10 protein-coding genes are annotated in these 14978 nt (G+C 38.0%); 9 read left to right on the top strand and 1 reads right to left on the bottom strand.

Features of this window, described 5'->3' with window-relative positions; translation table 11 throughout:
- Positions 1-113: 113 nt before the first annotated feature.
- The 3 genes from ACFSTH_RS09470 (at position 114) to ACFSTH_RS09460 (ending at position 2645) form a co-directional block, all read left to right on the top strand.
- Positions 114-1274, top strand: coding sequence for a mandelate racemase/muconate lactonizing enzyme family protein (locus tag ACFSTH_RS09470; RefSeq protein WP_377774846.1), 1161 nt, complete (start codon positions 114-116; stop codon positions 1272-1274).
- Between the two features lie 110 nt (positions 1275-1384).
- Positions 1385-2065 (top strand): FadR/GntR family transcriptional regulator, encoded by a 681-nt coding sequence (locus tag ACFSTH_RS09465; RefSeq protein ID WP_377774847.1) that lies wholly within the window; start codon positions 1385-1387, stop codon positions 2063-2065.
- Between the two features lie 106 nt (positions 2066-2171).
- Positions 2172-2645: a DinB family protein gene (locus tag ACFSTH_RS09460; RefSeq protein WP_377774848.1), complete on the top strand. Its 474-nt coding sequence runs from the start codon at positions 2172-2174 to the stop codon at positions 2643-2645.
- Positions 2646-2723: 78 nt separating this feature from the next.
- Here the strand turns inward: ACFSTH_RS09460 and ACFSTH_RS09455 are convergent, their stop codons facing one another.
- Entirely contained in the window at positions 2724-5930 is a 3207-nt protein-coding gene (locus tag ACFSTH_RS09455) for a hybrid sensor histidine kinase/response regulator (RefSeq protein WP_377774849.1), read from the bottom strand.
- 167 nt (positions 5931-6097) lie between these two features.
- Here ACFSTH_RS09455 and ACFSTH_RS09450 point away from each other — a divergent pair, with 167 nt between their 5' ends.
- The 6 genes from ACFSTH_RS09450 (at position 6098) to ACFSTH_RS09425 (ending at position 14561) form a co-directional block, all read left to right on the top strand.
- Positions 6098-7744 (top strand): response regulator, encoded by a 1647-nt coding sequence (locus ACFSTH_RS09450; protein ID WP_377774850.1) that lies wholly within the window; start codon positions 6098-6100, stop codon positions 7742-7744.
- On the top strand, positions 7741-9528 hold the full coding sequence (locus tag ACFSTH_RS09445) for a sensor histidine kinase (protein WP_377774851.1): 1788 nt from the start codon (positions 7741-7743) through the stop codon (positions 9526-9528). Before ACFSTH_RS09450 ends, ACFSTH_RS09445 begins: the two co-directional genes overlap by 4 nt.
- Positions 9529-9814: 286 nt before the next feature.
- On the top strand, positions 9815-11125 hold the full coding sequence (locus tag ACFSTH_RS09440) for an ABC transporter substrate-binding protein (protein WP_449295466.1): 1311 nt from the start codon (positions 9815-9817) through the stop codon (positions 11123-11125).
- Between the two features lie 95 nt (positions 11126-11220).
- Complete coding sequence (locus tag ACFSTH_RS09435; protein WP_377774853.1) at positions 11221-12099, top strand: carbohydrate ABC transporter permease; 879 nt, start codon at positions 11221-11223, stop codon at positions 12097-12099.
- Positions 12092-12916, top strand: coding sequence for a carbohydrate ABC transporter permease (locus ACFSTH_RS09430; RefSeq protein ID WP_377774854.1), 825 nt, complete (start codon positions 12092-12094; stop codon positions 12914-12916). Before ACFSTH_RS09435 ends, ACFSTH_RS09430 begins: the two co-directional genes overlap by 8 nt.
- 241 nt (positions 12917-13157) lie before the next feature.
- Positions 13158-14561 carry a sulfatase family protein gene (locus tag ACFSTH_RS09425; protein ID WP_377774855.1) on the top strand — a complete coding sequence of 468 codons (1404 nt, stop codon included), beginning with the start codon at positions 13158-13160 and terminating at the stop codon, positions 14559-14561.
- Positions 14562-14978: the final 417 nt, after the last annotated feature.

Here is a 14978-nt window from a genome sequence, read left to right as displayed (position 1 = left end):
GATTGTATTAAACGCTTATAAAGGAGTAAATTCATATAAATATGCTTGACAGCTTTCTTTTAAGATCATATCATTAAATTAAATGTTAATATCTTTATTGGGAGGCGACAAAATTGAAAATTACAGACGTTAAAGTGTGGTTAGTTGAAGGGGTTAAATATAACTGGACGATGATCAAAATTTATACGGATGAAGGCTATACGGGTGTTGGTGAAGCAACGAACTGGCCGGGAAGTCCGATAGTAGAAGCGGCGGCGATCCATGCAGGGGAGCGCATTATTGGGCTAGATCCAATGAAAACGGATTTTATTTGGACGAAGCTATATCGTGATTTGAATTGGATTGGTCCATATGGAGCAAGTCTATGTGCGATTAGTGGAATGGATATGGCGTTGCTTGATTTGAAAGGAAAAGTGCTAGGCGTACCAATGTATGAGTTGCTCGGTGGTGCTTTCCGAACGGAGATTCCATTGTACGCGAATTATTGGTTTACAGGTGGCGGGCATAATGCCGAGGACTATGCAGCGCAAGCAAAGAAAGTAAAGGAAGCGGGCTTTGGTGGGTTAAAATTTGATCCATTTGCGCATACGAATTACTTATATGGTGAGGACTTATCTTCTAATTTATCGTTAACGCCAGCGATGCAAAGGAATGCGGTAGCGGTAAGCCGCGCCGTCCGTGAAGCGGTTGGGGAAGATATGGATATGATGATCGAAACGCATGCAATGCTCAATATGAAGACAGCGATTCAAATGGCAGATCAGTTATCTGACTTGAATATTACTTGGTATGAAGAACCTGTAGGTCCAGAAAGTGCCGAAACGCTGAAAGCCATTCGGAAGCGACTGAATCCCGCTGTATCGATATGTGTGGGAGAACGTCACTATACACGCTATGGTATTCGCCCCATTTTAGAAAAGCAATTAGTAGATATTATTATGCCCGATATTACCCGTTGTGGTGGTCCTTCCGAGATGAAGCGGATGGCAACGATGGCAGAAGCATATAATGTATTGCTTGCTCCACATAATCCGAATGGTCCATTATCGACACTTGCAAGCGCGCAAGTATGTGCATCGGTACCCAACTTCTTTAGACAAGAATTTATGTTTAATGATGTGCCATGGCGGGATACGATTATCGATCATCCGATTGAAGTAAGAGATGGTAAATTAATATTGTCGAAACGACCAGGGCTTGGTGTTGATTTAATAGAAGAAGAAATGGAAAAGTATCCGGGTATTCGAGAAGCACGTGAAGGATTCTACGTATAAAATTGCTAGTGTGAGGTGGCAAGATAAAATGTGGATATAACAGTAGAAATCAGCTACACTAAGCATGTATGATAGTTGCGGAATAGATGAAAGGCAAGCTGGTGAATAGAATGAAAAAATTAGCGCATGAAACAATCTTAGATGATATGAAACAAAAAATTGCAGACGGATTGTGGAAACCAGGAGAACGGCTGCCGACATTAAAACAACTAGCCGAACAATATATGCTTAGTGTTACTGCTGTGCGAGAAGCGTTGCGTATATTAGAAAGTCAACGTTTTATATCGATTGAACATGGGCGAGGCATGTTTATATCTACTGATCCTGCATTGCTGGCAGATCCTACTGCGAAGTTTCAAGGGATGGAACAGCAGTCGTTACTACAGTTGTTAGAAGCAAGAAGTGTGCTAGAGCCGGAGCTTGCGGCATTATGTGCGGTAAGAGCGACTCATTCACAACGGAAACAAATTAGTCATTTGGCAGAGATTATGCCAGGTCAGATGGAGCGGGGAGAAGATTTTTATACTACCGATATTGCATTTCATCAGACCATTGCTGAAGGTGCGGATAATGAATTGTTAGCACAGATGTTAACGGTTGTTGCTGATCTATCAGCTACTGGTAGGCGAGAGACGAACAAACTGCCTAATATGCAGCAAAAAACAACCCACTATCATATGCTTATTGCTGTAGCGATTGCCGAGCAAAATAGTGATCAAGCAAGGCAATTAATGAAAATGCATATTCAAGATATGATGACCTCGGTACAGGAACAACAATCGAATAATTGAATACTGAGTAACTATAAAAAGAAATGTAGCTAGAAATTTGATATAAGTATGCTAGTTCGATAGAATAGGTGATGTATACATATCACTTATTAATGGAGGTAGTTTCATGTATCGTAAAACAGCAGACTTTGTAGCAGAGTGGACGAGATCAGCTGAAGGATCGTTAGCTGTATTCAGAGCAATTACGGATGAAAAAATGAACGTTTCGATCGTAGATGGACATAACTCATTGGCTTGGTTAGCATGGCATTTGGCCGGAGCAGCAGCAATGTTCGGTAATACGGTTGGACTACAAATACCAGCAGTAGCACATGATGCTCCAGTTCCGAGCAATATGGCAGAAATCGTTAAGCAGTATGAAGCTATTCATCAAGCATTTTTACATGGAGCGCCTGCACTTACTGACGAGCAAATGGAAGAAGCAGTAGATAGTTTTGCAGGTCCAATGCCACGTGGTGCTATTCTTCGTATGATGGTTGATCATCAAACACATCACAGAGGACAAATGACGGTACTACTTCGTCAAGCAGGTCTAACTGTTCCTCCAGTATCTGGTCCTACCAAAGAAATGCAACAATAGTATACAAGCAGTGAAAAGCACGTACTCCGTTCTCTAGGAAGAGAGCATAGGGGTACGTGCTTTGTTGTGACAGTATCTTTATAGTTGTTTTTTTATAATAAAAGATACAGTAGTTCCTGAACCGACGGTGCTTGTAATTTCGAGCCCACTACCAAAGTTTCGTTGTAGTCGTAAGTTCGTGTTGATAATACCTATACCGCCGTCATGCTGTAGTGTATCGTAGGCATGAAGTAATTTTTCTATGACGCTTTTTTCCATACCGACCCCTGTGTCGCTAATGCTGATTTCAACACTTTCAAGATAGTTACGTAGCGAAATACGGATTGTTCCGGCATGCGGTAACGGCAATATGCCATGTTTCACTGCATTTTCTACCAATGGTTGAATTGTTAATGGTGGAATAGAAAAAGGTTCAACATCATCTAAGTGCCATTCTACTTTCAATTTGTTTTGGAATCTCACTTGCTCTATATATAAGTAGGAACGAATGATATTTAACTCATCTTCAATCGAAATCCACTGTTGCATATTTTGAAAATTAAATTTATCTCGTAAAAATTGGCTAAATACATCGATCAAATTACGCATTTGTTCTAAGTCAATGGTACTTAATGCTGCAATAGCGTTTAATGTGTTAAATAAGAAGTGGGGTTGGATTTGTGCTTGTAACCAAGCAGCTTCTATCCGCATCCTTTCTCGGAAGCTCTCACGCATATCGGTCAATACTTTAATCCGGGCATGAAATTCAATCGTATCGACTGGTTTTGTTACATAATCATTAGCACCAGCCAAAAAGCCGTTTTTAATATCGGTAGATCGATTGCGAGCAGTTAGCAACAATATTGGTAATTCGGTAATAGAGTAAAGTTTTCTTATGTTTTCTGTAAGCTCAAAACCAGACATATGTGGCATTGTCACATCAGAAATGATTAGATCCCATTCACGTAGTTGAATGAGTTGCAAGGCTGTTTTTCCATCTGCTGCCACTTGAAGGTCAAAGCCAGACGGCTCTAACATCGATTGCATCACTTGCAAATTGATAGGATCATCATCAACGAGTAAAATTCGTGATTGATCAGGAGCTATCGATTTTGAGTGAAAATGAGGTAGCTGATGTGGCGGTTTATAATGCTGGCTACTTTGCGCATGCTTTTTATTTAATTGTAATTCTAAATTAATCGGGAATTGTTTTTCATCGTCATGTAGATCTATTGCATCCTCCGTATGATGTAGTAGACGATCTATTACTTCTTGATCGGGATATGTTAATGGCTCCGCTAGAGGCAATAGGAATGAAAATTCTGTCCCTTTCCCAACGGTAGATTCGACTTTCAAATGACTGTCATGTAATTCTACGAGTTGTCGGCTTATAAAAAGACCGAGTCCAATACCTGTATATTCTTGCGATGCGTCAGTAATTTGTTCATACCGCTGAAAAATACGTTGCAAATCTGAGTCTGCTATCCCTATTCCAGTATCTCTAACTTGGATATGCATATGGGAGCCGACCATATAAGATGTAAATTGCACTTCTCCTTCGTTTGTAAATTTCAATGCGTTTTGCGTGAGGTTGTATAATACTTGCATGATTCGATTTTCGTCACCATATACAGCTGGAGCATGTACTGGTATATCGTTAATGAGCATCACCGGTTTATTACCAGCCATATGCTGCAACATGACCGTTAGACTATAGCTAATGTCTTGCACAAAAAACGGCTGTTTGTTTAATTCAATATTAGTACCAGGTAATCTGCTCATATCGATCAGATCATCTAGCATAATCGTTAGTCGTTTGCCAATCAATTGCACCATTTTTAAGCTAGTCACACTTTCATTACTGATTTGAGACTGTTCACGATCGAGTACTGTTTGAGCGACAGTAAGTAAACTATGCAGCGGATTACGTATTTCATGAGATGTATTGGTGAGAAATTGGTCTTTTTGTTGATCGGCTTGTTGTAATTTTAACGTAAGTTGTTGTGTTTCTAATAAAATACGATAATAACGGCTTAGCCAAATCGTCGAAAAACAGATGGTAGCAATAATTAAATCAAACGGATAGTAGATGACACTAGCATGGTTTGGTAATATAAAGATAAAAACGAGAAAATAATGAGTAACGGCAATCATCGAAAGTAGTAGACCAAGACTGATCTGGGAGCCATGAAATGCTCGACGAACTAATAGTATCGCTCCAGTAACAAATGTAGTTATAATAGAAATAGATACTATCAATTGTAATGGAAACATATATTGTGCTGGAATGAACAATGTAACAATGAGCATGACGAGACAAGCTAGCGATAGTGTAGGTGTAATATACTTCGTCCAAAATTTAGGAAGTGCCTCTTCCATACATTTGTTCAGTGCAAATGCGCCAGTAATAAGAAAAATAATTTGTAAGTTTAGACTAATATTTAGTGGTAGAGGAAACCAGACCAATAACACCTTTTCTTCTATAGCTGTAAGTAAAGACAGAACGATGATCAATATAAATAAAGAAAAATAGAGAAATTTTTTATTGCGATAGCCGATAAAATATAGAATGATCGCGTACACAGCATGAATGAGAAAAATGGAAACGACTAGCATATGCATCATTAACGATAGCTGTCGCTCTACATTAATCGTATGTTCAGAGCCAATCCGCATAGGGCGAGTAATTCCACCGGTACGACTATCTGTAAAATTTGCAGCTTGCAATACGATCTCAATTTCACTTTTGTTGTCTGTATAGAAAGTAGCGGTATACGGAATGTTACGGGCGACATAATCCGCCTGGCTACTAGCGGGCTGTCCAGAACTAGCTATTAAGTTGCCATCGACAAATAATTGCGAACTGCTACGTACACTTGGTACGAATATCGTTAAATTAGTTGGACGATCTGGATCGACTAATAAACGTAAGCGATAAGAGCCGTAATGTACCGTTTGTTGATCGTCTACTGCATGATCGTCATTCCAATTGCCAGGTACAGTCATCCACTGTTTGTTATTGGGAAGAGATTGTGTTTTTTGTTCATTATTCCTATGATGATTTGGTATGTTTTGTGGAAATAGCCACGTATTCGGGTGAAATTCCCACTCCCCCCCTAGCAATATTGATCGTTTTTGACTATAGTCAAGAGTAGATATGTTAAGTTGTCCTTGATCCACAACGTATTGGTCATCTTGTTTGAATGCCCATTGCCATAATAAATGGGATAATATAAGGATAAACAAAAAAGCGGTTGCTATCATTGGAACTTTCCAACGATGCAGCGTATCTTTTGACATCACCATAAACAGAAGCTCCTTTCTAATCAGTGTATCAACTATAGGACAAGCATCACTACATTTGATTATACGATGAATTGATGCTGATAAGTAGCAAAAGTATAATTGTAGTTGTATGTGGACTGACGTTTACTTTATCCAGGTATATAACAGTTTGTAAGGAGGGAAAAAAGATGGATACTACACAGTTATGTAGAGTGTTGATAGTAGATGATGAAGTATTGACGAGACAAGGTATTCGCCACTTTATTGACTGGGAGCAAGAAGGATTTTTGATTGTGGGCGAAGCAGCTAATGGCAAAGAAGCGATAGAGCTCATAGAAGAAGTACATCCACATATTGTCATTACAGATATTGTGATGCCACTAATGGACGGGGAAGCATTAACTAAAGAAATTAAAGAACGTTTTGCCAATATAGAAGTTATTGTGCTGAGTAGTTTTGGTGAGTTTGATTACGTTCGTTCTACGTTTCAAAGCGGTGTAGCTGATTATATATTGAAGCCGAAATTGGAGAAACAGCATTTACTTACTGTTCTCCGTTCAACTATCCAGCGGATACCAGCATTATCCGAGTTGAATGGGGAATCCGCACTATTTGATCGATTATATGTGCAACGACTTTTGGAAGCAATGGTGAATGGATATGACTTTGATTATGCAACTAATGCAGAACAGCTGGAGAAATTTTTTCCATATGATTGCTACTGCGTTGTTGGAATAGAACATAAGATAAGTGATGAGAAAACACTACCATTATTGGAGATATGGCAACAGTTTATTGCAGAAAAAGGGTGGGAGGATGAAACCGTTGCTTATTCACTACCATTCCAGCGTAGTAGAAGTGAAGCGATTGTTGTATGTGCTAACAGTAATGTAATCGATGAACATTTTGTGGAGTTTGCCAATGTAGCCGATCAGCATCAATCTAATTCCTATATGGTAGAGTATATTAGAGGGAATAAGGGTAGTGATGACAGTGCGGTAGTAGATACAGAAAGACGAACAGTATACTCGATAAGTAATCGATTTTCTAGTTTAACGGAGCTAACAGCGGCATTTCAAACGATGAGTAAAATATTGGATTATTCTTTTTATTTATATGAGTACCAGTCATTAATGGAAGGAAAACTACCCGAACATCCAGATGTACCTGAACCATTGCTACTTAATCAATTGACAGAAGACTTTAAACGAGGGCAATTTGAAAAAGCCTTTTCGGATATAATACGACATGTACATCAGTTATCTCGTTGTTATAAAACAGATGTTTTTGAGTTTAAAACATTACTAGGAAATCTTATATTTAATATTACGGTACTATTAGGTAACTTAGAATATGACGTCCAAACGATAGATCAAGAGAAGTATCGATATTTCAAAGCGTTCGAACAATCTGTCTCGGCACAGCAAGCGCTTACTCATTTTCAGCAGTTTTTGGAGAAAACAAAACAAGTAATTGCGAGTAGAGAAGACAGAAATGCGAATGATAATATTCGTAAATTGATGGCATACATTCAAGAGCATTATGCGGAAGCATTAACTTTAACAGACTTAGCAAACCATTTTCACTTTAATCCGTCCTATCTGTCCAATTACTTTTCCACTCATAACGCGGAAGGATTTGTAGATTACTTGCATAAAGTGAGAATCGAGAAAGCAGAACAATTATTGGCTTATGGGGAAGAACCTATTTCGGACATTAGTAGTAAAGTAGGTTATTCGGATCACAGCTATTTTTGCAAAGTATTCAAAAAAGGAACCGGTTTATCACCAAGTCAATATCGCAGAAAAAATCGGACAGGGTATAGTAAGGGATGAATAAGTGGTTTGAACGGTTCAAATATAATGGTTTGTTTATTAAAATGTTTTTCATTATGGTTATTAGTATTGTGTTAGTAGCAGTAACGACTACTTGGACAACGATTAATATGTCCGAACGACTGTTTATGGATACGTTTAGTATTACGAATTCCAAAATTATTAACCAGATCAATGAAAATTTGGAATCCTTTCATTATTCTATCGTAGTAGCAGCTAACAATGTGTCACAAAGTGGAGCTATAAGAGAATTTTTAATGGAAACAGAAGGCAATTCTTTGGAAGTGTTGAGCGCTCATTATCGGATGAATGAATTGATGCAACGAATTGTTCCTGTGTTAGATATGTATGATATTGAAGTATTTGTTACCGGTATTAATGGACGTATATATGCAGGCTCGGATCGTTCTTTATTAAAATTTACTGGTGAAGAAATAAAGCAACATGCGATGACGATGAAAACGGTGAAAAATCCGCAGCGGGTTCATTATAACGTATTACCAAGAGATGAAAAGATGAATGAAAATGTCATCGTTATTACAAAGGCGTTGATTGATCGAAATACAGGACTCGCATATGGTGTACTTTATTTGTCGATTTCAGAAAAAAATTTTTCCGAGTTTTTTGATTCATACGCGAACATTGGTAATGAAGTAGTCGTATTACACCAAGATGGTACAGTACTATCGTCAGATAATAAATTATGGATTGGTCAAAAAGACGAAGAATTGTTGTATTATGTCGAAAATTTGGAAAAACAAGAAAAAGAGTATTACGATGTGAAATTGAAAGGAAAGCAACAAATTGTACTCGCCAAATATTTGCCGACATTAGATGCTCATATCGTCAATATTATTGATAAAAAGATTGCGATCGGTAAGTTAACAGATATGGATGCCATAGTACTTACTGTTCTATTGATCGTTTTGGTAGCTCTTATTATTTTATTTTTTACTTCCCGTCAATTAACGTTATCGTTAAGCCGACTGGTGAAACAGATTTCAAATATTTCGAAGTTTGGATTTGCGTACAAAGTAGCGGTTAGCGGTAATTATGAAACAAAACAATTAGGACAAGCATTCAATCATATGCTGGGTGAATTACAAGAGCATGTTAATCAATTGATGGAAACGCAAAAGCAACAGCGAAATGCTGAACTTGAAGCGCTCCAAGGGCAGATTAACCCTCATTTTTTGTATAACACATTAGCGTCGATTAAGTTTATGGTACAACAAGGTGGCAAAGAGAAAGCGCTAGATACGATTAATGCCCTCATATCACTGTTGCAAAATATAGTAGGTAATGCGAATGAAACGATTTCGCTTAGTCAAGAACTGGTGAATACGAAAAACTATGTCATGATCAATCAGGCGCGATATGGTGAAAAAATAAAGATGAATTATTTTGTCATGCCAGATTGTTTAGGTTATCATTTGCCCAAATTAATTGTACAGCCATTTATAGAAAATGCTTTTTTCCATGCTTTTAGCAATAAAGGAGAAGGAAATATTTATTTTATGGCTGCAGTTGATGGTGATTCATTAGTATGTGAAATTGCAGATGATGGTGACGGGTTTGAAGTAGCGGCATTAGATCAACAACAACTAGCTTTAGAAAAAAATGATGGAAGGCGACAGTTATTTACCGGAATTGGTGTACAAAATGTACAAGACCGCTTGCAATTGTTATACGGTGAACCATATGGAGTGACGATTACGAGTAAATTAGGAGAAGGGACAAAAGTGAAAATTTGCTTACCTTTAATAAAAGATGAGATGCAATGAGATGATGAACCTTCCAGTATCGTTATTGCTACTAGCAAAGTAGTAAGCGAGAGGAAGGTTTTTTTATGGTTTTAATTGTGGGATTTTGTAAAATAATGCAACCTGCTATAGGAAATATAAAGAATGTTATACAAACGAAAAATATTACAAGAAACAAAAGAATGCTATTCTGACAGTTATAATAATCAGACAAATGTAGGCAAAGAATGTGCTAACCATCAAATAAATAGTTTTGATATGATAAATGTACAGAACGGAAAGCGTTTTAAAGTCGATAGAATAAAAAATGGAGGTCGAAAAAATGAAACACACAAAGAAATTGATTACATTGCTAATGGCAACAATGCTACTACTAGCAGCATGTTCTTCCGGTGGCGGCAATGGCGGTAACAAAACCAATGGTGGTAATGCCGGTACGAATGGTGGTAACGCAGAAACACCAGCAGCAACAGACAAAGCTCCTGATGCAAGCAAGACAGACAAAATTACAATTTGGGCATGGGACCCAAGCTTTAACATCGCTGCACTGGAAATGGCAAAAGAGCATTACAAAAAAGAAAATGCAGAATTGGAAGTTGAAGTTGTAGAAAGTGCTCAAAATGATATCGTTTCTAAGCTGAACACAACGTTAAGCTCTAATTCAACAAAANTCTACCCTCTAAATGATGTATTCAATGCAGCTGATTTCGCAGAATACAAAATTGAGCCAAGTAGCTTAGATGGTAAAAACTACGGTTTGCCATTTGACTCTGGTGTAACTGGAGTATATGTAAGAACAGATTATTTGGAGCAAGCTGGTTATACAATTGAAGATTTGCATAACATTACGTGGAGCAAATATATTGAAATTGGTACAAAAGTAAAAGAAGCTACTGGTAAACACTGGATTTCTCTAGATCCAAACGACCTAGGAATTATCCGTGTTATGATGCAATCTGCAGGTGCTTGGTACTTGAAAGAAGATGGTGTTACACCATTTATTGAAGAAAACGAAGCTCTAAAAGAAGCTTTTGAAGTATACAAAGCGATGATTGATGCTGATTTGGCAAAAATCCACACGGACTGGAGCCAATATGTAGCAAACTACAATAGTGGTGATGTAGCATCCCTTCCAATCGGTAACTGGTTTACGTCATCCATTATCCAAGGAGAAGGTCAATCAGGTAAATGGGCAATTGCACCGCTTCCAAAATTGGATAAAAACGCAAACTCTGTTCACGCTTCTAGCTTAGGTGGTAGTTCATTCTACGTGCTTAACACTGATGGAAAAGAAGCAGCAGCTGAATTCTTAGGTAAAACGCTAGGATCTAACGTAGAACTATACCAAGAACTAGTAACAAAAATCGGAGCAATCGGTACGTACAAACCAGCTTCTGAAGGTGAAGCATACAAAGCACCAAATGAGTTCTTCCAAGGGCAAGAAATTGTGAAAGACTTTGCAACATGGACTGCTGAAATTCCAAAAGTTAACTACGGTATGCACACTTATGCCATCGAAGACTTGGCAGCAGCAGAATTACAAAATTATTTGAACAACAAAGAGATAGACAAAGTATTAGCTGACTTGCAAAAACAAGCGGATACACAAATTAGGTAACAATTATAAATAACCCGAGTTATCGCCAGCTTGCCGGTATATCTGGTGGGCTGGTATTTTAAATGCCTTCATATATTTTCCGAGGAGGAGAGGGAATGAATATCCGCTCCAGAACTAATATAATTAGTTGGTCATTCGTGTCGATAGCCATTGTCATGATTAGTATCTTTTACTTCTATCCGATGATTGATGCGCTAATATTATCATTCAAAGCTGGTCTTGGTAACAATCTTAACTTTGTTGGATTTGATAATTACAAACGTTTGTTTACAGACTCGACGTTTCGAGTAGCACTTGCTAACACATCCATTTACTTAATCGTGCAAGTACCATTAATGATCGCTCTTTCGATGATTATTTCTGTTTTACTTAATGATCGTAATTTGAAATTTAAAGGCTTTTTCCGGACAGCTATTTTCTTGCCGGCAGTAACATCACTGGTTGCTTATTCCGTAGTTTTCAAAGCATTATTTTCACCTGATGGACTTATTAATACATTATTAGTGAAATTACATTTGGTAAATGCTCCGATCCAGTGGTTAACGGATCCTTTCTGGGCAAAGGTTACTATTATTCTGGCGATTACTTGGCGCTGGACAGGTTACAATATGATATTTTATTTATCAGCGTTACAAAATATTGATCATTCTATTTATGAAGCGGCTCGTATCGATGGTGCATCTGCAGTTAAACAATTTACGAAAATTACAATACCACTGCTGAAGCCAATCATCCTATTCACTTCGATTACATCGACTATCGGAACACTACAGTTGTTTGATGAAGTCGTTAATATAACGAAGGGCGGACCGGGTAATGCTACTACAACATTGTCACATTACATCTACAACCTATCGTTCAAGTACACGCCTGACTTTGGTTATGCAGCAACAGTATCTTATGCAATTGTTATATTAATTGTTATATTCTCTATTATCCAATTTAGAGTAGGAGGGGATCGTAAAGATGGCTAAACTAAAGCGGACAGTAATGTATATATTTTTAAGCATAGCAGCTATTATATCGATCTTCCCATTCTTTTGGATGATTGTTAGTATGACTAATCGCTCGGTAGACGTTACTATGGGGAAATTGTTACCGGGTAAATATTTAATGGAAAACTTAGATAAAGCATTTAATTCGGTAGATCTTGTGCCGGCGTTGTTAAATTCAGCGAAAATCTCTTTAACGACGACTATTTTAGCACTAATTGTAGCTTCGCTAGCTGGTTATGGTTTTGAAATTTATCGAAGCAAAGCAAAAGATATCGTGTTTACTATTTTATTGTTGTCTATGATGATTCCATTTGCGGCACTAATGGTGCCATTGTACCGTTTGTTTAGTTCATTTTCATCGTCGTTACCATTTATCGGTGTTGATACACTAATCGCGGCGATGCTACCTACGATTACTACCGCCTTTCTCATCTTCTTCTTTCGGCAGAACACGAAGATGTTCCCGAAAGATATGTTAGAGGCTGGACGTATCGATGGACTATCAGAGCTTGGAGTTTTCTTCCGCATATTTATGCCAACAATGAAAACAACCTATGCAGCAGCGGCAATCATTACTTTTATGAACAGTTGGAACAACTACTTATGGCCACTCGTTGTACTACCGTCAGCATCCAATCGGACTGTTCCATTACTTATCTCTTCGTTAGGATCTAGCTATTCGCCTGACTACGGGATGATGATGACAGTTATTACGATTGCGACACTTCCAACAGCGCTTGTGTTTTTCTTAATGCAAAAACACTTCGTTGCAGGTATGACAGGTTCGGTCAAATAAGTAATTTCACATATCCCTTCTTTTTTTGGCACAGACTGTGTAAACAGTTTGTGCATTTTTTTATTTCATTAATATAAAGCAAAGAATGAGTACTTTCAAGGGCAAAAAATAGTAGAGGGCTTTGCTAGTTGGTCTGTCATTTTGTAAGTAGCTAGAAATTATAAGAAAAATTAAAATGCAATATGATAAGATAGAAGAGGAGTGTTGTATAGAATCAATTAAAATAGAAGAGGTGGTAAACTTGAGCGAGCAACAAAGACCGAATATTTTGTTTATTATGTCGGATGATCATGCATCCCATGCGATGAGTTGTTACGGCAGTAAAGTAAATGAAACACCGCAATTAGATCGAATAGCGAACGAGGGCATCGTATTTGATAACTGTTTCTGTACGAATTCTATTTGTTCCCCTAGTCGAGCAGCTATTTTAACTGGAAAGTACAATCATTTGAACGGAGTACGAACGTTAGCGGATCGATTTGATGGCAGTCAAATGTCATTCCCTAAATTGCTACAGCAGGATGGCTATCAAACAGCAATTATTGGAAAATGGCACTTGGGACATGGGGAAGAAGCAGATCCGACTGGCTTTGATTACTGGTCTGTTGTGCATGATCAAGGAGAATACTATAACCCTCGCTTCTATGAGCAAGGTGAATTGAAGCAGCATGAAGGTTATGCCACAGAATTAATTACTGATTTTTCAATAGATTGGCTCGATAAACGAAATAAAGAACAACCATTTATGTTAATGGTACATCATAAAGCACCTCATCGACCGTGGGAGCCGGCTCCAAAATATGCTACTCTATACGACGATGTAGAAATTCCGGAACCAGCAACATTTTACGATGACTACGCTACTCGATCAGAAGCGGCACACGAAGCGTTGATGCGAATTGATCGTGATATGAACGATGAAACGGATTTAAAAGGATCGCCGCCACCTGGACTATCGGAGCTCGAACAAAAAAAATGGCGTTACCAACGGTATATGAAAGATTACTTGCGCTGCGTTGCTTCTGTTGATGAAAGCGTTGGCAATTTGCTAGATTATTTGGACGAAGAAGGTATTGCTGATAATACGATAGTTGTTTATACGTCCGATCAAGGATTTTTCCTTGGGGATCACGGCTGGTATGACAAGCGGTTTATGTACGAAGAATCTTTACGCATGCCATTTATTGTACGCTTCCCTAAAGCGATTACACCGGGAATTCGTACGGATGCGATGGCACTTAACATTGATTTCCCTGCTACTTTTTTAGATTATGCTGGTGTAGCTATTCCTGAGGAAATGCAGGGACAAAGCTTGCGTTCCATTTGGGAAGGTCAAACGCCTAGCGACTGGCGAACAGCGATGTATTATCGTTACTGGATGCACCTAGATAGCAGTCATAACGTTTACTCCCACTACGGTATTCGAACCGAAAGATATAAACTGATCTATTACTATGCCGATGCACTAGGAACATCAGGGTCCAAAGACGAGAAGAAAACACCAGAATGGGAATTGTTTGACTTAGAACAAGATTCGTACGAATTGAATAATGTCTATCATGATGACGCTTACCAACCAATCGTAGCTGAACTTAAACAACAACTGCATGAGTTGCAATTAGCTGTGTTGGATGAGGCGGTGTAAGAGATTGATTGAACTACGATGGAATTGTAAGTGAATGATGATGTAAACGTAAGCGAATGATGATAAGCGAATTATGATGTAAATGTAAGCGAATTTAAAAATAGGGACATTAGGACGAATCTGAAAACTTACCACAAAGTCAAATTAAACATTGCAGCCACGTATACAAATGTGAAAAGCCGATCTTTTGGTATCTTTTGGTCGGTTTTTTGCATTTATAACTGTTGAAAGAGAGTATAGTAGGATTTTATAAGAAAAAACGTACAAAAATCAGTATATTTTTCTTTTTATAGGTCAAGTCCTTTTTTATGTGTAAATTCCCTTTAGATATGATCTGCCGGACTTATGACTTGGGTTCGGCTTTCTTCTTCTCTTTTTTCCACGTCCAATATAGGTCCATATCGATGTATCTCCTCT

The organism is Paenibacillus yanchengensis (assembly GCF_042684845.1).
In the GTDB taxonomy this organism is placed as follows: domain Bacteria; phylum Bacillota; class Bacilli; order Paenibacillales; family Paenibacillaceae; genus Pristimantibacillus; species Pristimantibacillus yanchengensis.
This window is presented reverse-complemented; position numbering and strand designations above follow the sequence as displayed.

Bases quoted from the DNA above. Each gene is read 5' to 3' on its own strand.
- ACFSTH_RS09465 (WP_377774847.1), top strand. From the start codon at position 1,385: ATGAAAAAATTAGCGCATGAAACAATCTTAGATGATATGAAACAAAAA.
- ACFSTH_RS09460 (WP_377774848.1), top strand. From the start codon at position 2,172: ATGTATCGTAAAACAGCAGACTTTGTAGCAGAGTGGACGAGATCAGCT.
- ACFSTH_RS09455 (WP_377774849.1), bottom strand. From the start codon at position 5,930: ATGGTGATGTCAAAAGATACGCTGCATCGTTGGAAAGTTCCAATGATA.
- ACFSTH_RS09450 (WP_377774850.1), top strand. From the start codon at position 6,098: ATGGATACTACACAGTTATGTAGAGTGTTGATAGTAGATGATGAAGTA.
- ACFSTH_RS09445 (WP_377774851.1), top strand. From the start codon at position 7,741: ATGAATAAGTGGTTTGAACGGTTCAAATATAATGGTTTGTTTATTAAA.
- ACFSTH_RS09435 (WP_377774853.1), top strand. From the start codon at position 11,221: ATGAATATCCGCTCCAGAACTAATATAATTAGTTGGTCATTCGTGTCG.
- ACFSTH_RS09430 (WP_377774854.1), top strand. From the start codon at position 12,092: ATGGCTAAACTAAAGCGGACAGTAATGTATATATTTTTAAGCATAGCA.